The organism is Chloroflexota bacterium (assembly GCA_013152435.1).
In the GTDB taxonomy this organism is placed as follows: domain Bacteria; phylum Chloroflexota; class Anaerolineae; order DUEN01; family DUEN01; genus DUEN01.
On record JAADGJ010000077.1, the window covers coordinates 23,329 to 41,492 of the forward strand.

Here is an 18,164-nt window from a genome sequence, read left to right on the forward strand (position 1 = left end):
CTCAAGCGCGGCATGATGTCCACCATCGAGGAGCTGCTGATGTCGGCCGAGTACATCATGAGCCATGGCAATTATCGCGTCATCCTGTGCGAGCGGGGGATCCGCACCTTCGAGCGGGCCACGCGCTTTACCTTCGACTTGAACGCCATCCCGGTGATCAAGCAGCTCTCGCACCTGCCGGTGATCGCTGATCCCAGCCATGGGACGGGCCGGTGGGAGCTGGTGAACCCGATGGCTCGGGCGGCCGTGGCGGCCGGCGCGGACGGGCTCATCATCGAAGTGCACCCACGGCCGGAGGAGGCGCTTTCCGATGGTCCCCAGGCGCTCAAGCCGGAGCGGTTTGCCCAGCTGGTGAAGGATGTTCGCCGGGTGGCGGAAGCGGTCGATCGCATCTTGTAGATGGGCCTCCGAGTGTGCCTGAGAACATGCCACGAAGTCACCAAGGCGCTAGCGTTTCTACTATTGATCTTGGGGGCTTAGCGCCTCAGTGGTTCTTCCTATAGGAGGGAGGATATGATCATCATTATGCGGTCCGGGGCGACGGCCCAGCAGATCGCCGCCGTCGTTCAGCGGGTGGAGAGCATGGGGTTCCGGGCGCACCTGTCCGAAGGGGAGGAGCGCACCATCATCGGCGTGATCGGCGACGAGCGCCCGGTGGATCCGGGCCTGTTCGAGCTCCTCGATGGCGTGGAGCGGACCGTTCCCATCCTGCGCCCGTTCAAGCTGGCCAGCCGCGATTTCCATCCCCAGGACTCCGTCTTCTCCATCAATGGCGTGAAGATCGGGGGGAAGGGGCTCTGCATCATGGCGGGGCCCTGCGCTGTGGAGAGCCGCCAACAGATCCTGGAGATCGCCCATGCGGTGAAGGAGGCGGGCGCACACGTGCTGCGCGGCGGCGCCTTCAAGCCGCGTACGTCCCCCTACTCCTTTCAGGGGCTGGGCCTGCGCGGCCTCGAGCTCCTGGCGGAGGCCCGGGAGGAGACGGGACTGCCCGTCGTCACCGAGGTCATGGCGCCCGAGGCAGTCCCCATGGTGGCCCACTATGCGGACATTTTGCAGATCGGCACGCGCAACATGCAGAACTTCTCCCTGCTCCAGGCGGTGGGCCAGGTGAACAAGCCGGTGCTGCTCAAGCGCGGCATGATGTCCACCATCGAGGAGCTGCTCATGGCGGCCGAGTACATCCTGACGAACGGCAACTCCCGTGTGATCCTGTGCGAGCGAGGGATCCGCACCTTTGAGAAGTACACCCGGAACACGTTGGACATCAACGCCATCCCGGCCATCAAGCAGCTCACCCACCTGCCGATCATCGCCGATCCCAGCCAGGGCACGGGCAAGTGGGATCTGGTGGCGCCCGTGTCCAGGGCCTGCATCGCCGCCGGAGCGGATGGGCTCATCATCGAGGTGCACCCGAACCCGGAGGAGGCGCTATCCGATCAGGCGCAACAGATCCGGCCCGAGGTGTTCGCCAAGTTGATGGAGGAACTAAAGGCGCTGGCGGGGCCGTTGGGACGAGAGCTATAAGCGTGGAGCGTGGAGCGGAGAGCGTGGAGCGAAGAGGGGTAGACACCGATATGGCGGGGGTTCTCAGAGATAAGAGGGTGTGCATCGTCGGCCTGGGGTTGATGGGCGGCTCCTTCGGGATGGCGCTCCGACGGGCGGGCGCGGTCCGGGAGGTGATCGGCGTGGTGCGCCGGCCGGAGGCGGCGCCGGAGGCGGTGGAGCTGGGCGCGGTGGACCGGGCGACGCTGGATGGCCCGGCCGCCGTGGCCGAGGCCGATGTCGTGATCCTGTGCACGCCGGTGCGCACCATCATCCGCCAGATCGGCGAGCTGGGGCCTCATCTGCGGCCGGGCACGGTCCTCACGGACATGGGCAGCACCAAGCGCGCCATCTGTCAGGCCATGGAATCACTTCCCGACGGAGTTCAGCCGGTGGGCGCCCATCCCATGTGCGGTAAGGAGCGGGCGGGCATCATGGCGGCCGATCCGGATCTGTTCCGTGACCGGATCTGGGTGGTCTCCCCGTTGCCCCGATCCTCCCCGGAGGCCGTCCGGATGGTGGAGGCGTTGGGGCAGGTCGTGGGCTCGAAGGTGATCCGGCTGGACCCCCCCCGGCACGATCAACTGGTCGCCGCCATCTCGCACCTCCCCTATCTGCTCTCCTGCGCGCTGGTGGCCTCGGCTGACGCGCTGGCCCAGCACGATCCAGACGTGTGGACGTTGGCCGCGTCCGGCTTTCGGGACACCTCCCGGCTGGCCGCGTCGGACGTGCGCATGATGCTGGACATCCTCCTCACCAACCGGGAGCCGGTGCTGGCCATGGTGGAGCGCCTCCAGGCCGACCTCGGCGCCCTGGCCGAGCGACTGCGCCGTGGAGATGAGGCAGGACTGATGGCGGAGCTGGAGCGGATCCGGGCTGTTCGAATCGCCCGCCGCTTCTAACCGCTGAAGAGCCGGGGTCCTTGGAGAACCCCGGCTCTTCGGCATTCTAAGAGTGTGTCTGAGAGATGCCGTTGCTTCTGCCGTGGGGAGCCCCTCCGGAAAAAGCCCTTCTTCTGCCTTCGACCTGCCTGGCCTCGGCCTGGGCCCTTCGGAAAGGGCCGAGAAAGGCAGGTGCAGCAGGAAAAAAGAGGTTTCTGTGGAGGGGATCTCCCTCCACACCACCCCCTGTGGAGCTGGTGGTTAAGGGAGATCCCTTAGACACCTTGCTGGTAATTTTCAGACACGCTCTAGCAGATCTCGTAGGGGCAAGCCCTTGTGGCTATTCCAGGCGCCCACAAGGGGCGCCTCTACGGTGGGATGGCAGGGGCAAGTGTTTGAGCTTTGAAAAGCTCTATCCGAGGAGCCCGGCTTCTGATTTGTAATGATCCCCATTTTCGTCTACACTGCCCGAGGGGTGGCCTTCCTGCCTGGTGAGATTCATAGAGAGAGATGGGTAGAGGCGATTCATGAATCGCCTCTACCCATCGTCTCGCCGCTACCCAGGAATCGCCTCTGCCGTGGCGACTCTTCCAACACTTATATAGGGAGACCTCCTGCCCCAGGATCACAAGCGATGTCCAAGGAGTGTGACGATGACCGCCATCGAATTGCCTGAAGATCGCTACTTTTCCTCCGAACCATCCCGGCGTCGGGTGGCCCGAGAGCTGTATGAGACGGTGGCGCATCTGCCGTTGGTGTGTCCGCACGGCCATGTGGACCCCCGGCTCTTCGCCGATCCGGACTACACCTTCGGGTCCCCGACGGAGCTCCTGTTGATCCCAGATCACTACGTCTTCCGTATGCTTTACTCGCAGGGGATCCCGCTGGAGGACCTGGGCATCCCCCGCCGGGACGGCGGCCCCACGGAGACGGATCATCGCAAGATCTGGCAGATCTTCGCCGAGAACTTCCATCTGTTTCGGGGGACGCCCACCGGCGTCTGGCTGCGGGACGAGCTCTACTCGGTGTTCGGTGTGCGGGAGAAGCTCACCGGTGAGACCGCACAGGCCATCTATGATCAGATCGACGCCAAGCTGAAGTCGCCGGAGTTCAAGCCCCGCCGATTGTATGAGCAGTTCAACATCGAGGTGCTCTGCACCACGGATGCGGCAACGGACACCCTGGCGCATCACCGAGCCATCCGGGAGTCGGGCTGGAGCGGCCGCATCCTGCCCACCTTCCGCCCGGATGCGGTGGTGAACCTGGACGCGCCCGGCTGGCGAGAGAACATCGAGACACTCAGCGCCGTCTCCGGCATCGACGTGAAGGACTACCGATCTTACATCCGGGCGTTGGAGAGCCGTCGGGCCTTCTTCAAGGAGATGGGCGCCCGGGCGACGGACCATGCCGCTCTGACCGCATATACGGAGGAGCTGAGCGAGGCCGAGGCCGACCGCATCTTCCAGCGGGCGTTGAAGGGCGAGGCCACGGAGGAAGACGCCGCCCGCTTCTCCGCCCACATGCTGATGGAGATGGCCCGGATGAGCATCGAGGATGGACTGGTCATGCAGTTGCACGTGGGCGCATATCGCAACCACAACCCGCTCATCTACGAGCGCTTTGGCCCGGACATGGGCGCGGATATCCCCGTGGCGGCCGAGTTCACCCGTAATCTGCGCCCGCTGTTGAGCAAGTACGGCAACGACCGCCGGCTGACGCTGATCCTGTTCAACCTGGACGAGTCCACTTATGCTCGGGAGCTGGCGCCGTTGGCCGGGCATTACCCCAGCGTGTTCCTGGGCCCGCCCTGGTGGTTCTATGATAGCCTGAACGGCATCCGCCGGTATTTCGACTTGGTGATGGAGACGGCAGGCATCTACAACACGGTGGGCTTCAACGACGACACCCGGGCGTATCCGTCCATTCCCGCTCGCCACGATCTGTGGCGACGGTCCGCCTGCGATTGGGTGGCCGGGCTGGTGGTGCGGGGGATCGTGGACGAGGAGGATGCCCGGGAGATGGTCTACGAGCTGGCCTATGGGCTGGCCAAGCGGGCCTACCGGTTGTAGCGTCCTGATCTGCGGAGGAGAAACCCCTTCGCACCTCCCCTGGGGGCCATACTGGCCCCCTGCTTTTCAACAGTGCTTGGCGAGGAGCCCGACTTCCCGATGCGGAGACAAGTGGATGGAGGAGATTCATGGGAAAGCGCAAGGTGGTGGTGACCGGGGCGGCTGGGTTGATGGCCGGGTTGTTGCTGCCCGCCTTTCGAGAGCGATATGATCTGACCTTGCTGGACATTCGGACCACGGACCGGGACGGTAACGAGGTCGAGGGGATCCAGATCGCCGATCTGCTCAACCGGGATCGGGATACGTATCGGCATTACTTCCGGGGAGCCGACGCCGTCGTTCATTGCGGGTTCGTGCACGCGGAGGATCCAAACGATCCCGACCAGCGCTTTTGGGCGGAGATGGCCAATGTGGAGATGGCCTATAACGTGTATCAGACGGCGTGGGAGGAGAACGTACGCCGGGTGGTGGTGGCCAGCTCCAACCACGCCGCCGACTACTACGAACCCCTTATCCTGGACGGCAAGTGGGACTTCGTGTCGCCGGATATGCGTGCCCTGTCTGATAACTACTACGGTTGGGCCAAGGAGGTGTACGAGCATTTGGGGTTCGTGTTCGCCGTGGGGAAGGTGAACGGCCGGCCTCTGGAGAACGTGCAGATCCGCATCGGCGGACCCCGGGAGACCGATGTGGCCAACTGCCCCAAGGGCGATCTCCGGTGCATGCGCCGTGCCCTGGCCGTGTATATCAGCCAGCGGGACATGCAGCAGCTCTTCATCAAGAGTATTGAGGCTGAGGACATTCGGGATGAGCATGGCGTGCCGTTCCAGATCTTCTACGGCATCAGCGACAATCCTCATGCCTTCTGGAGCATCGTGAACGCCCGCAAGGTGATCGGCTACGAGCCGCAGGACAACAGCGAGATCCGCTTCGCCGACTTGATCGCCGAGCACATTCGCGCCGCGCAGTCGGGATAGCGCCGCCCTGGATTGATCAAAGGCGATGTGGTTGAGCGGATGGGATGTACCAACGGCAGCCGGGCGGCAGATGGGATGTCACTCCATCTGCCGCTTTCGGTTTGTTCAGGGACGCTGAAGGCGTAGAGGCGACCCACCGGGTCGCCCCATTGGTATCAAGTTAAGCGATGCGGAAGCGTGGCCCCGCATCTCTGGGGTGGCTCGGAGGGGCGGAAGTCCCTCCGAAGAAACCTATGTTCAGCCCCTCACTGGTCCCGTGGGGCCGGAGACCACCGGCCAAAGTCCCAACCAGGCAGGGAAAAGGCGAGAATGAAGAGTTTTTCTGCGGAGGGGAAGCCCCTCCGCATCTCCCCTTTCAGGTGCGACCGCTGTTGCTTTATCTAAGCGAAGACCAAGAAAAAGCCCTGAGAATCGTGGTAAGGAGGTTGCCCTATCACGTGTGGTTATGGTAAGATTGTCGAGACACTTTGGAAATGGTTTGTTCCGAGGAGTTAGGGTTCACCCTCTGCCGAACGCCCACGCAGGTTGTAAGGCTGCCCCGCACATCCTTTTCGGGACATCCCCTTGTGATCGAGATCCTGTTGCATGTAGAGCCGCTTTAGCTCCAAAGCCGGATTGCTAAAGTGTGTGGAATGGAGATGAAGTGACATGGACGAACCATTGCGTGAGTTGATGGACCTCATCCATTTCACTGAGAGCGTGTCGACCAAAATACATGGTGTATTGGATGAGGCGGAGATCTTCCGGATCGTGCGGGAGGAGTTCGCCCGTTCGGAACGATACATCGCGACCATCGCGTTGTTGACGGACGACGGATCGAAGCTCGAGATCGTGGAGACGTCGCTGACATCACAGGCGCAGAGGGCAGGTGAGGGGATCGCCGGTTTCCCCATGCGTGGTTTTGAGATCGACCTGGAGAAGTCCACGCTCTGTCACCAGGTGGTCCGGGAGGGGAAGACCCTCCAGGTCGCCGGCGGTGACGTCATCAGGGAGCTGTTCCCGCCTCCGCTGGCCACCCGGATATCGAAGGCCCTGGGCTATGAGGAAAAGCCCGGTATCCTGACGCCGTTGAGGTGCCAGGACGAGATCATCGGTCTCTTCGCCGTCTCGGCCACCGAGTTGGCCGAGTATTTCGTTCCTTCGGTGAGGAATCTGGCTCAGCACATCTCGTCGGCCCTGGAGATGGCCGACGAGTACGCCGAGCGTCGGCGGGTTGAGGAGACGCTGAGGCGATCGCAGCAGAGATACGAGGCGTTGATCCATTCCGTGGACGGCATCGTGTGGGAGGCCGACACGTCGCCCCTCCGGTTCACCTTCGTCAGCCAGCAGGCAGAACGCCTGTTGGGCTATCCCGTGGAGCGCTGGCTTGCGGAGCCGACCTTCTGGCAGGACCATATCCATCCGGAGGATCGGGGTTGGGTCGTCGAGTTCTACGCGATCGTCATCCGGGAGAAGCGGGGGCATGAGATTGAGTACCGGATGATCGCCGCCGATGGGCGCACGGTATGGCTGCGGGATCTTGTCACCGTCGCCCTGGAGGGGGATCGGCTTGTCGGACTGCGCGGCGTGATGGTGGATATCACCGAGCGCAAGCGGGCGGAAGAGGCGCTGCGGGAGAGTGAGGAGAAGCTCAGAAGCCTGTTCGAGTCCGCACGAGAGGGGATCCTGATCGTGGCCCCCGATGGCAAGATCCTCTCGGTAAACCCGGCGGCGGCGGCCATGCTGGGATATGATAGCCCGGAGGAGCTGACCGGGAGGTTTATGAGCGACCTGTATGCAGATCCGGGGCTGCGAGCCAAGTTGATCGAGGAGCTGACGGAGAAGGGCTACCTGGAGAACTATGAGCTGGTGTTGGTGAGGAAAGACGGGACGCAGATTCATACTTTGCACAATGTCACGGTTCATAGGGATGAGCAGGGCCGTATCGTGCAAGTGGCGGGCTTCTTCACTGACATCACCGAGCTGAAGCGGGCGGAGGAGGAGCTTGCCAAGCTCGCAAGTGTGGTCCAGCAGACGGCGGACATCGTCTTCATCACGGATCGCAACGGGGTGATCGAGTATGTGAACCCCGCCTTTGAGCGGATCACCGGGTACAGCAAAGAGGAAGCGATTGGCCGGACGCCGCGGCTCCTTCGGTCAGGGGATACCGCGCCCGAGTATTATGAGAAGCTCTGGAGCACCATCCTGGCGGGAAAGGTCTTTCGCGCCGTGGTGAAGGACCGGAGGAAGAACGGCGAGTTCTTCTACTATGATCAGACCGTCACACCGTTGAAGGATTCTCAGGGGAACATCACGCACTTTATCTCGACCGGGAATGATGTCACGCAACGTGTGCAGGCGGAGGAGATGTTACGCAGGCAGCGAGACGAGCTGGCCGCTCGCGCTCGCATCATCGCTGCCATCCTGCGCACCTTCGATCTGGATAAGCGCCTCAACCGCATCCTCGAGGAGATCATGACGTTGCTGGATGTGGAGTTGGGCGGGATCTACCTGGTGGAGGGGGATCGCATTCTGCTGCGTGCCTGGCGTGGCCTCTCTGAGGAGTTTCGCTCTCGGGTGATGAGCTTCCCGCGAGACGATCCGCCGGATTGGATGCGCGTCTCTCATGTAATTCATAGCCGATTGGACGAGGCAAACCCACCCTCCGATTTCGTCGAGCGCGAGGGGATTCGGGCCTGGGCGTGCGTGCCGCTGGTCCTCACCGGACAGGGGGAGAGCCAATGGCTGGGCACGCTGGTGTTGGCCAGCCGTCGCCGTGATGCGCTGACCCAGGATGATGCTCGCTCTCTGGAGGCGTTGAGCGAACAACTGGCGCTGGCCATCGATCACGCCTGGCGTTATCGCACGGCCGAGGAGCGCCTGACGCGACTCAGGGCGTTGCACGAGATCGATCGTGCCATCATCCGGCAGCGCTCTATCCACGATATTCTCCAGATCGTCCTGGAGCATGTTCCCAGGGAGCTGGACGCTGACGCCGTGGCCGTCAGCCTTCTCGATAAGGGGCGGCTTCGTTCCCGTGTGTTCATCATGCGCCTGCCCAATGGCACGCTGATTGAAGAGGAGGCCTTCACGCTGGCCGAGAGCCTGCTTGACTGGCTGGTGGATCGCAAGGAGCCCGTTGCCATCTATGATCTGGCGCAGGATCAGCGGGTGCAGATGCATCACCACCGCATCCGCAATGATAACCTGGCATCGTATCTGGGCGTGCCCATGGTGATCCAGGATCAGACCATCGGCATCCTGCATCTGTTGACCACCCGGCCCAGGCGCTTCGCCGATGAGGACGTGGCCTTCTTCCGCACGCTGGCCGGCCAGGCGGCGATCGCTATCGAGAACGCCCGCCTGTTGGAGGAGACCCAACAGCGGGCCGCTTATATGGAGGCGCTGAACGAGATCATCGCAACCGCCACCACGACATCTGATTTGCGGGACTTATTGGAGCGTGTCCTGGACCGCACGCTGCAAACTTTGGGGCTGGAGAAGGGAGGGATCTGGATCCGTGAGAAGCCCGGCACTCCTGCGGATCTGGCCGTTGAACGGGGTCTGCCTCCGGAACTTGGCTTGGAGACCGCCAGGGTGGCTCGTTCTATCGGATTGGATCTCTTCCAGCCCCAGGCTGTGGCCGATTGGGAGACCGTAGATGATCAACGGTTGCCCTTGGTGCCGATCATGTCTCGGTATGGGATTCGTTCTTCCCTTAGCGTTCCCCTCCTGGCCGAGAATCAGCTTGTCGGCGGGCTGCACCTTGCTTCATCAGAACCACGTGCCTGGACGGATAAGGAGATCGCCTTGGTGGAGGCGGTGGGACGGCAGATTGGCTCGGCGGCGGAGAGGTTACGTCTGCTCTCTAAGTTGCAGGCCTCCAATCAACAGTTGCAGGAGGCGGTTCGGGCCAAGGATGAGATGATCCAGAACGTCTCCCATGAGTTGCGCACCCCGCTTACCATGATCCGGGGGTACACCGAGCTGATGCGGGAGAAGCGTTTGGGGCCGTTGACCCCTCAACAGGAGGAGGCGGTCGAAGCGCTCTTTCGGAACGCTGAGCGGCTGCATTTCATGGTCCATCGGCTGCTCACGCTCCAGACGCTGGACCCGAATGCCTTTGAACAGATCGATATATCGCCGACCGAATGGTTGGAGCGGACGGCGAAGAGCTGGCAGCCGCGGGCGAGGGAGGCGGGAATTCAGATCGTTCTGGATATCCCCCCGGATCTGCCCACCATTCGGGGGGCTCCGGATCTGTTGAATCAGGTGATGGATAATCTGCTGGACAATGCCATCAAGTTCAGCCCCTCGGGGGGCGAGGTGCGGGTGAGCGCCTGGCGGGAGGGGTCGGAGCTCATCGTGGCCGTGTCCGATCAGGGGATAGGGATCCCGTCGGATAAGCTGGAGAAGATATTTGAACGATTCTATCAGGTGGACGGCAGCTCAACGCGCCGATTTGGGGGGATGGGGATCGGCCTGACGCTGTGCCGGGAGATCATAGAGGGACAGGGCGGCCGGATCTGGGCGGAAAGCGCAGGCGAGGGGATGGGGAGCACCATCTACTTCACTCTGCCCATCCCCTCGTGAATCGGCACCGCTCATGTGTCATCCTCACAGGCGAGCCGTTGGCTAGCTGCCGGATGACTCCGTCTCGCTCACTCTGGGCTCGAACAGCCAGTGGATCAACGTGATGGTGAGCAGGATCGGCGAGAACCAGATCAGCGTGTACAGGAAGATACCCAGCAGCCATCCCAACAGATTGGGGTAGACGGCTCGCATCCCTGGGCCGCCCATCATCAGCCCCCAGCCCAGCGGCGCCAGGAGCGCCTGTAACGCCACGGCCACCAGCAGGCCGATCGTCAATGCCAGTAAGAAACGTCCTATCGTGCGCAACATGGTGTCACCTCCGTTCATGTCATCCATACGTTTGGGGAATGCTCATCCCCTGTTGATTCGCTCTATCGGAACCCGCCCAATAGCAGGGCCAGGAGGAGAAAACTGCCCAGGCCGATCATCGGCCAGAGGAGGCATCCTACGCCCCACAGCGGGCGGAAGAAGGGTCTACGTCCACGGAAGATCGGTGGGCGTCGACGTCCACCGATGCCGAATCCACCTCGTCGACCACGCATATCCGCCTCCTGATCTATCTGTCGGTCGCTGTTCGTCCGTCATGTAACTCTCTGGTTCTAGTATGCCGGAGAGTTGTGGAGATCCCGTGGAAGGGAGGTAGAGGTTTTGTGAAGGGGCCTCGCGATGGCTCGTGGGCGAGGCGTGTGCGGGTGAATTGCAAGCGAAGGCCGGGGCTCTCCAGGAACCCCGGCCTTCGCAGTGGAGCTGTATCCCTCTAAGAGCGTGCCTGAGGAGCGCCGTTGCTTCTGCTGTGGGGAACCCCTCCGAAAAAGGTCCTTCTTCCGCCTTCGATCTGCGCGACCTCGGCCTGGATCCTTCGGGAAGGGCCGAGAAAAGCAGGTACAGGCCGGAAAAGTGGGATTTCCGTGGAGGGGAGACCCCCTCCACACCTCCCCCTGTGGCGCTGGTAGTTGCGGGGGCCCCTCAGACATCTTGCTGCTGGATTTTCAGACACGCTCTAGCGGGGGCTTTTACCGCTTTCCGCCTCACGATGCGGGCATGGGCTCCTCGGATGGGTTGGCCCAGATGAAGGCGATCAGCCCCAGCACCCCGACGGCGAAGGCCGTGAGGAAGACCAGTCGAGGGGTCTGCTGCCAGAGCCAGCTTCCCACCAGAGGGGCGGGGATGGTCACCAGGCCACGGATCAGGTAGTAAAGTCCCACCGCCCGCCCGCGGTGCGCGTCCGCCGCCAGGTCGACGATCAGCGCCTTGCGCGCCGGCTCGCCGATCTCCCGCAGGCCGTTGATGGCGAAGGCCAGCGGCAGCCAGGATGCGCTGGGCACCAGGGCCAGCGTAAGCGGGAACAGGGCGAAGAAGGCGAAGGTGGCGATGATGAACGGGCGGCGGCCGAAGCGATCGGCCAGCCGGGCGGCCGGAATATACCCCAGGATCGAGATGGTCATCTGGATGGAGGTCAACAGCCCGAACTGAAGCGGCGTTCCGCCCAGGATGTTCAGGACGTAGAGCACCACATACACGGCGGCGATGTTGCTGCCGATGCGCGCCAGGCAATCGGCCAGGAGGAGCCGCTTGAGCCCCGGCACCATCTCCCGCCACAGCGAGATCAGGTTCCATGACATCCGCTTCTCGGCCGGGGGCTTCGCGATGTAGAAGTGCTCCTGGAGGTAGATGGCCGCCAGGGCCAGGACCAGCGAGCAGGCGAAGCCGATCTTCATGCCCGAGACGATCCCCATGCGGGTCATCAACCACCCGCCGATGGGCGGGGCGAGGACGATGGGAACTCGCTTCCAGATCGACTGCACGCTGAAGCCCATCGCACGTTGGGAGCGCTTCAGCGTGTCGCCGATCAGGGCGAAGATGGCCGGCTGCGACATGCTGGACCAGACCATGACCAGCAGGGTGCCTGCCAGGAAGACCGGCCAGCTCGGGCTGAGCAGATAGATCAGGTAGCCTGTCGCCGCGATGATGTTGAAGAGCACCAGCGCTCGCTTACGGCCTAACCAATCCGATACGGCGCCGCCCGGGTATTGGTAGAAGGCGTCCACGATGCGCTGGAGTGACCCGTAGGCCCCGATGATCCACGCGCTGGCCCCGAGCACCTCCAGGTATCGGGGGACGAAGCGTGCCCAGAGCTCCTCCCCCATGCCCAGGACCAGCAGGGCCGCCAACAGGACGACGATGTTGCGCTCCAGGGCCAGGAATTCGCGTCCACGCCTGAGCGCCTGCCGCATGTCCGACGCTGCATGATGCATGGGACCCTCCGCGTCATTCAGAGCAACCTTTTGGTCTTGCGGCAATGCCCCGCATCTCACCGCGGGGACGCAGGGAGCGCGAGGGAGTTAGGAACGAATCTCTGCGCCTCTCACGTCTCTACGGCGAGGATTAGGAAGACGATGGGCGTTTCCTCGTCATAAGGAGGCTGCCGGCGATCCATCGGTATCATACAGCGGAATGAGCGGCATGGCAACTATTCTTGCCCCTTCACGCTACTCCAGTACGGCTCCTCGGTCGGCGGAACTGGCCCTCTGGCTGTACAGGCGGAGGAATCCATCCTGTACGGCGGTGGGCCAGGGGCGCCACGTCGCCAGCCGGCGGGCGATCTCCTCCTCGGGCACCAACAGGTTGAGCTTGCGGTTGGGGATGTCGATCTCGATCAGGTCTCCGTTCCGGACGGCCGCAATGGGGCCGCCATCGTAGGACTCCGGGACGACGTGGCCCACACATGGGCCGCGGCTGGCGCCCGAGAACCGGCCATCCGTCACCATCGCCACGGAATCGCTCAGCCCCAGCCCTACCAGCGTCGCCGCCGGGATCGAAAGCTCTCGCATCCCCGGGCCGCCGCGTGGTCCCTCATTGCGAATGACCAGGACGTCCCCTGGTCGTACACGGCCTCCCATCAACGCCTCTCGCACCTCTTCCTCGCACTCAAAGACGCGGGCCGGTCCCACATGTCGCATCATGGAAGGCGCCACCGCGCTCTGTTTGACCACGGCTCCGCCTGGCGCCAGGCTCCCCCGCAGCACGGCCAGCCCGCCCTCCGGCGCCAGCGGCGCATCCAGCGGGTGGATCACATCCCTCCGTCGCACCGTCGCCCGTGCGATCACCTCGCTCACGGGATGGCCGCTGACCGTGGGGCGATCCAGATGGAGCAGAGGAGCCAGCTCCTTCAGCACGGCGGGCACCCCACCCGCCTGATGGAGATCGACGACGGTGAGCTCCGACGCCGGCTTGAATCTGGCCACCAGCGGCGTCTCCCGGCTCAGCCGGTCGAAGGTGTCCGGGGTGATCCCCAACCCCAGGACGTGTGCGAGGGCGGGCAGGTGCAGCGTGGCGTTGGTGGACCCTCCTACGGCCAGGCAGACGCGCACGGCGTCCTCCAGCGCCTCCTGCGTCATGAGGCGGCGGCTTGTCAGCCCTTCCCGCACCAGGGAGACGATGCGCTTCCCGCTCTCCCGGCATAGATCCTCTCGCTCCGGGGCCGTGGCCGGAAGCGTGGCGCAGCCGGGCAGCGAGAGCCCCATCGCCTCCACGACCACGCTCATGGTGTTGGCCGTTCCCATGAAAGCGCAGGCGCCGGGGCCGCTGCAGGCGGAGCATTCGATCTCGTGGAACTCGGCGGCATCGATCTCGCCCGCCCGATAACGCCCCATCGCCTCCTTGACGTCGCTGAGGACCAGCGGGCGGCCGTTGTGCTCCGCCGGCATCATGGGCCCGCCGGTTACGAAGAGGGTGGGGAGATCCAGCCGGGCGGCCGCCATCAGCATGCCCGGCACGATCTTATCGCATGAGCAGAGCATGACCAGCCCGTCGAAGCGGTTGGCCCGTGCCATCAGCTCTACCGTGGCCGCGATGAGGTCTCGCATGGGGAGGATGTAATGCATGCCCGGCCCCTGGGCGATGCCGTCGCATGGGGCGATCGTGTTGAACTCCACGGGGAATCCGCCCGCCGCCCGCACGCCGGCCTTGACCCACGCGGCCAGCTGGCGCAAATGCACATGTCCTGGACACACCTCGCTCCATGAGTTGGCGATGCCGATCAGCGGCTTGCGGAAGTCTTCATCGGTCGCCCCCATGGCACGATACAGCGCTCGTGGATAAGCGCCTTCCACGCCTTCAAACAGACCCGCCGACTTCATGTAGGCCCCCCTCCTTCAAGGGCAAGTGGCGATAAAAGATTGAAATGGGAAATCGCTTGACAACCCGACACACATACCGTGGGAGCGCGTCTGAAAATTTACCGGTTTTCCGGCCTGCACCTGCCTTCCTCGGTCCCTTCCACAGGAATCTGGGCCAGGCAGGTCGAAGGCGGGAGAGGGACTTTTTCCGGAGAGGCTCTGCCCCTCCGGACCTCCCCATAGCGGAAGCGGCGGCATTTCCCAGACACGCTCTGAGATGTAGCCATTCACAGCAGATCCCGGAGGGCGGCTTCCGCCTCCGGGAAGCGGAAGGAGAAGCCCATGTCCAACAGCCGCTTGGGGACGGCTCGCTGTCCGTCTAACAGCACGGTGGCCATCTCCCCAAAGAGCAGGCGCAGGGCGAATGCCGGGGTGGGCATGATCGCCGGGCGCCTCAGAACGCGCCCCAGGATCCGACAGAACTCGCCGTTGGTCAACGGGTGAGGAGCCGTGAGGTTAAAGGGGCCTCTCGCCCCCTCCTGTTCTATGAGGAAGCGGATGGCGGATACCTGGTCGGTGATGTGAATCCAGGGGAACCACTGCCGACCGTTGCCCAGGGGGCCTCCCACGAACAGTTTGAACGGCAGAACCATGCGCGGCAGCGCCCCGCCCGCCGCGCTGAGCACGACTCCGGTCCGGATGATGACCCGCCGGACGCCCATAGCTTCGACGGGCCGGGTGGATTCCTCCCAGGCCATGCAGACCTGGGCCAGGAAATCATCCCCGGCGGACGCCTCCTCTGTGACCTCCTCGTCCCCTCGCGGGCCGTAGTACCCGACCGCCGAGGCCTGCACGACGACCCGGGGCTTCTGCCTGGCTGCCTCTACTGCCTGCACCACCGCGTGCCCGGCGTTGATGCGGCTCTCCCGGATGCGCCGTTTGCGCTCAGCCGTCCAGCGCCCCGCCGCCAGGTTCTCCCCGGCCAGGTTCACGATGGCATCCGCCCCATCGGCCAGGTCCTCCCATCCGTTGGCGGTGCGGGCGTCCCATTGTGTTGCCCGGACGGCGAGGGGAAGGGGCGTGATTCGCTCGGGGGCGCGGCTGAGCACGATCACCTCGTGGCCGTCGTGGGCCAATTGGGCTGCCAGAGCCCGTCCGATCAATCCGCTTCCGCCGGTGATGATCACGCGCACAGGGCACCTCCCCGCCGTGGTTCTTCATTTTCTCGTATTGTACTCGATGATCCGCTTCGAGGGTAGCGCCGGGCGGAGCCGCAGGTGCGATCGCCCCTGGAGGGAGAAGGCGGCTGGTGAGAATGGTCGTCCGTGCCGCTCGGAGGCGAGCGCTTTTGAGGAAGGAACGACGAACGGGGGGCTTCCGAGGGGCTAGCCGTTACCCCTGTGACGCGCTTTTGCGGGATCCTGAGCGCCGTCGAAGAAGATCGTCAGCATCAGGTCGATGGCCCGCTCCGGCGGCCCCAGCTCGGAGGCGTGGGCCGGGTAGAGGAACGGGTACAGCATTCCCAGGAGCATCCATGTCGCCAGGCGCACATCCATGTCCCGCAATTCCCCTCGCTCCACGCCGTCCCTCAGGATGGCCTCAATCTGCCCGATGAACTTCTCCTGGTACAGGCGATCGAACGTGGCGCGCGCCCGGGGGCTGAGCTGGGCCATCTCCTGGCTGGCCAGCCGGATGATCGCCCGTTGCGATGGTGCCTGGGCGAAGATATCGCGCACGATCCGCTGGATCCGCCCGCGGGTCGTCATTTCCGCCTTCCAGGCCGCCTGGATCATTCGCTCGATGCGCTCCAGGTTGGTGATGAGGATGGCCAAGAACAGCGCCTCTTTGTCCTTGAAATGGTAGTAGAGGCTGGCTTTGGACACGCCCACGGCTTCGGCGATCTCTCGCATGGAGATGCCGCGGTACCCGTGGGACACGAACAGCCGGGCGGCCTCCTCGATGATGGCGGCGCGCAGATCGCCGGGACCTGATCCTTTCATCCTGTGCCTCATCCGATGCGAATCCAGGGGCGCCCGGCCCCGGCAGGCATGAAGGGCCAGGGGATGGAGATGATCAGGATCAGCGTCGCCAACCCGAACAGGAGGGCGGCCTTCTGGTATCGTTGGCGCGCGGGCCCGGGACGGCCGGACATGCTGCGGCCGATGTGGACCAGGATCAGGCTGACGACCATGGCGAATATGTGCTCTATGATCCAGAACCTCGCCGTGTCGTTGGATATCACCGACCCGAGATCGTTGAACGCGCTCGCGGTGACGGGACTCAGGAAGAGGTACAGGATCAGCCCGATCAGGACCTGCGTGTCCAGCACGATGGTGAAGGCCAGCCCCAGGCGATCGTCAAGGTGGGTCCAGCTTTTCCCGCTCAGCCAACCTGAGGCAGCCCGCGCCGTCGCCAGCACGGCCAAAAGGACTACGATCCAGCGGAGAATAGAATGTAACGAGAGAAAGGTGAGATACATCGGATTTACAGGGACCTCCTGAAGTCTGATATGTGCCATGTGGGGGAGTGGGCGGGATCAGGGGGATGCCGTACATCATCTCATGCCGATGGCCTCGTGCTGTTGTACGGTGGCCAGCTCCTCCGTGCGTCCCTTTAACCCCGACGCCATCAGCGCCAGGATGATCATGGCCAGCCCGACGGCCAGGAACGCCGCTCGATAGCCGGATATGCCGCCGCCCTGGGAGGCCGCAACGGCGCCGACCAGGGCGCCTCCGGTCAGCTGTCCGATGCTGATGGCGATGGTGAGCAGCCCCTGAGCGGCCGCCCGGTCCTCCCTGGGCGCCTCGTTGAGCATGACATAACGCAGCGGGGCTCCCAGCAGGCTGGAGAGGCCCAGGCCGACCAGGATGGCGATCGTGTAATAAAGCGCCCGGGTGGTGGGAAGGGCCCCGATGGCGATCATGCCCAGCGCCAGCAGGCCGGTGCCGATCCGCACCACGACCTTGGATCCGAAGTGGTCCAGCATGCGTCCAAACAGCGGGGAGCCGATAGCCATGGCCAGGACGGCGGGCATCAGCATGAAGCTGGCCGTGGCGCTGGTCACGTGGAAGGCGGCGACCAGCAGGGATGGGACGAAGACCACCGCCGCCTCGCTGAGCCCCGCGCCGATGGCGAGGATACTGGCCAGGACCACCTGCCGCGAGCGGAACAGGCTCAGACGCACGACGGGGTCGATGGCGGCGCGTTCCAGGCGGATCAGCACCGGGAGCAAGGCGATCCCGATGGCCAGGAAGGGCCAGACCTCCGCCGACGCGAGGCTGGCCGCGAAGTGGGCCGTGTCGACTCGGTTGATCCCATAGGCGAGGGCAGCCAGAAGGATCCCCAGGGTGATCATCCCCGGCCAGTCCAGGGGGCGTGGCTGTCCTGGTCGGGTAGCGGGGAGATGACGCCAGCTCGCCAGGACCAGTGCCATTGCGATGGGCAGGTTGACGAGGAAGAGCCAGTGCCAGCTCAGGATGGCCAGGAACGCCCCCGCCAGGACGGGGCCCACCAGGAAAGCGATGCCGAACACGGCGCCGATCAGGCCCAGCGCCCGGCCACGCCTCTCCGGGGGGAACGTGTCTCCGATCACGGCGCTGGCCACGGGGAAGATGCCGCCGGCCCCCAGCCCCTGCGCCGCCCGGCCCACCAGGAGCACGGCGAAGGTGGGGGAGATGGCGACCAGCAGCGACCCCAGGGCGAAGGCCGTCACATCGATGACGTAGATCAGGCGGCGTCCGAAGACATCCGACAGCTTGGCCATGAGAGGGGTGCTGACCAGGTTGAACAGCACGTAGATGGTGAAGATCCAGGCCAGGGCCCGATCATCCACGCGGAAGGAGGACTGGATGGCGGGCAGAGCCGGTCCGACGATCGCGATATCCAAGGCGCCCATGAGCACCCCGACGAACAGGATGAGGAGGATGCGATTGCGATCACGATCGTTTCCAATGTGCATGCGGATCCCTTCTCTTTGGAGTGTTGGCTACCGACCGGTCGGTC

General features: G+C 64.0%; 13 protein-coding genes and 1 pseudogene (1 of these 14 running past the window's edge). 6 read left to right on the plus strand and 8 right to left on the minus strand.

What is annotated here, in order from left to right:
- The 6 genes and pseudogenes from aroF (GXP39_11515) to GXP39_11540 form a co-directional block, all read left to right on the plus strand.
- Window positions 1-399 (plus strand): annotated as a pseudogene (aroF, locus tag GXP39_11515) (3-deoxy-7-phosphoheptulonate synthase); it begins 609 nt to the left of the window's first position.
- Window positions 400-513: 114 nt separating this feature from the next.
- Window positions 514-1,527 (plus strand): 3-deoxy-7-phosphoheptulonate synthase, encoded by a 1,014-nt coding sequence (gene aroF / locus GXP39_11520; protein ID NOZ28665.1) that lies wholly within the window; start codon window positions 514-516, stop codon window positions 1,525-1,527.
- Between the two features lie 77 nt (window positions 1,528-1,604).
- Window positions 1,605-2,447: a prephenate dehydrogenase gene (locus GXP39_11525; protein NOZ28666.1), complete on the plus strand. Its 843-nt coding sequence runs from the start codon at window positions 1,605-1,607 to the stop codon at window positions 2,445-2,447.
- A 632-nt stretch (window positions 2,448-3,079) separates the two neighbouring features.
- Window positions 3,080-4,495: a glucuronate isomerase gene (uxaC, locus tag GXP39_11530; protein ID NOZ28667.1), complete on the plus strand. Its 1,416-nt coding sequence runs from the start codon at window positions 3,080-3,082 to the stop codon at window positions 4,493-4,495.
- Between the two features lie 128 nt (window positions 4,496-4,623).
- Window positions 4,624-5,472 (plus strand): NAD(P)-dependent oxidoreductase, encoded by an 849-nt coding sequence (locus GXP39_11535; GenBank protein NOZ28668.1) that lies wholly within the window; start codon window positions 4,624-4,626, stop codon window positions 5,470-5,472.
- A gap of 648 nt (window positions 5,473-6,120) precedes the next feature.
- Window positions 6,121-10,044: a PAS domain S-box protein gene (locus GXP39_11540; GenBank protein ID NOZ28669.1), complete on the plus strand. Its 3,924-nt coding sequence runs from the start codon at window positions 6,121-6,123 to the stop codon at window positions 10,042-10,044.
- Between the two features lie 42 nt (window positions 10,045-10,086).
- Here the strand turns inward: GXP39_11540 and GXP39_11545 are convergent, their stop codons facing one another.
- From GXP39_11545 to GXP39_11580, 8 genes are all read right to left on the minus strand, one after another.
- The gene (locus GXP39_11545; GenBank protein ID NOZ28670.1) at window positions 10,087-10,353 is read right to left on the minus strand and encodes a hypothetical protein; all 267 of its coding nucleotides are present in this window, start codon (window positions 10,351-10,353) and stop codon (window positions 10,087-10,089) included.
- Window positions 10,354-10,415: 62 nt separating this feature from the next.
- Window positions 10,416-10,586: a hypothetical protein gene (locus GXP39_11550; GenBank protein NOZ28671.1), complete on the minus strand. Its 171-nt coding sequence runs from the start codon at window positions 10,584-10,586 to the stop codon at window positions 10,416-10,418.
- A gap of 486 nt (window positions 10,587-11,072) precedes the next feature.
- The gene (locus GXP39_11555) at window positions 11,073-12,299 is read right to left on the minus strand and encodes an MFS transporter (GenBank protein NOZ28672.1); all 1,227 of its coding nucleotides are present in this window, start codon (window positions 12,297-12,299) and stop codon (window positions 11,073-11,075) included.
- A gap of 234 nt (window positions 12,300-12,533) precedes the next feature.
- The gene (ilvD, locus tag GXP39_11560) at window positions 12,534-14,183 is read right to left on the minus strand and encodes a dihydroxy-acid dehydratase (GenBank protein NOZ28673.1); all 1,650 of its coding nucleotides are present in this window, start codon (window positions 14,181-14,183) and stop codon (window positions 12,534-12,536) included.
- Between the two features lie 266 nt (window positions 14,184-14,449).
- Window positions 14,450-15,355, minus strand: a complete 906-nt coding sequence (locus tag GXP39_11565; GenBank protein ID NOZ28674.1) for a TIGR01777 family protein — start codon at window positions 15,353-15,355, stop codon at window positions 14,450-14,452.
- Window positions 15,356-15,547: 192 nt separating this feature from the next.
- A complete protein-coding gene (locus GXP39_11570) occupies window positions 15,548-16,162 on the minus strand; it encodes a TetR/AcrR family transcriptional regulator (GenBank protein ID NOZ28675.1) in 615 nt (204 codons plus the stop codon).
- An 8-nt stretch (window positions 16,163-16,170) separates the two neighbouring features.
- A complete protein-coding gene (locus tag GXP39_11575) occupies window positions 16,171-16,641 on the minus strand; it encodes a hypothetical protein (protein ID NOZ28676.1) in 471 nt (156 codons plus the stop codon).
- Window positions 16,642-16,716: 75 nt separating this feature from the next.
- Window positions 16,717-18,114, minus strand: a complete 1,398-nt coding sequence (locus GXP39_11580) for an MFS transporter (protein NOZ28677.1) — start codon at window positions 18,112-18,114, stop codon at window positions 16,717-16,719.
- Between the last annotated feature and the right edge of the window lie 50 nt (window positions 18,115-18,164).

Bases quoted from the DNA above. Each gene is read 5' to 3' on its own strand.
- GXP39_11545 (NOZ28670.1), bottom strand. From the start codon at position 10,353: ATGTTGCGCACGATAGGACGTTTCTTACTGGCATTGACGATCGGCCTG.
- aroF (NOZ28665.1), top strand. From the start codon at position 514: ATGATCATCATTATGCGGTCCGGGGCGACGGCCCAGCAGATCGCCGCC.
- GXP39_11570 (NOZ28675.1), bottom strand. From the start codon at position 16,162: ATGAAAGGATCAGGTCCCGGCGATCTGCGCGCCGCCATCATCGAGGAG.
- ilvD (NOZ28673.1), bottom strand. From the start codon at position 14,183: ATGAAGTCGGCGGGTCTGTTTGAAGGCGTGGAAGGCGCTTATCCACGA.
- GXP39_11540 (NOZ28669.1), top strand. From the start codon at position 6,121: ATGGACGAACCATTGCGTGAGTTGATGGACCTCATCCATTTCACTGAG.
- GXP39_11550 (NOZ28671.1), bottom strand. From the start codon at position 10,586: ATGCGTGGTCGACGAGGTGGATTCGGCATCGGTGGACGTCGACGCCCA.
- GXP39_11535 (NOZ28668.1), top strand. From the start codon at position 4,624: ATGGGAAAGCGCAAGGTGGTGGTGACCGGGGCGGCTGGGTTGATGGCC.
- GXP39_11555 (NOZ28672.1), bottom strand. From the start codon at position 12,299: ATGCATCATGCAGCGTCGGACATGCGGCAGGCGCTCAGGCGTGGACGC.
- GXP39_11575 (NOZ28676.1), bottom strand. From the start codon at position 16,641: ATGTATCTCACCTTTCTCTCGTTACATTCTATTCTCCGCTGGATCGTA.
- uxaC (NOZ28667.1), top strand. From the start codon at position 3,080: ATGACCGCCATCGAATTGCCTGAAGATCGCTACTTTTCCTCCGAACCA.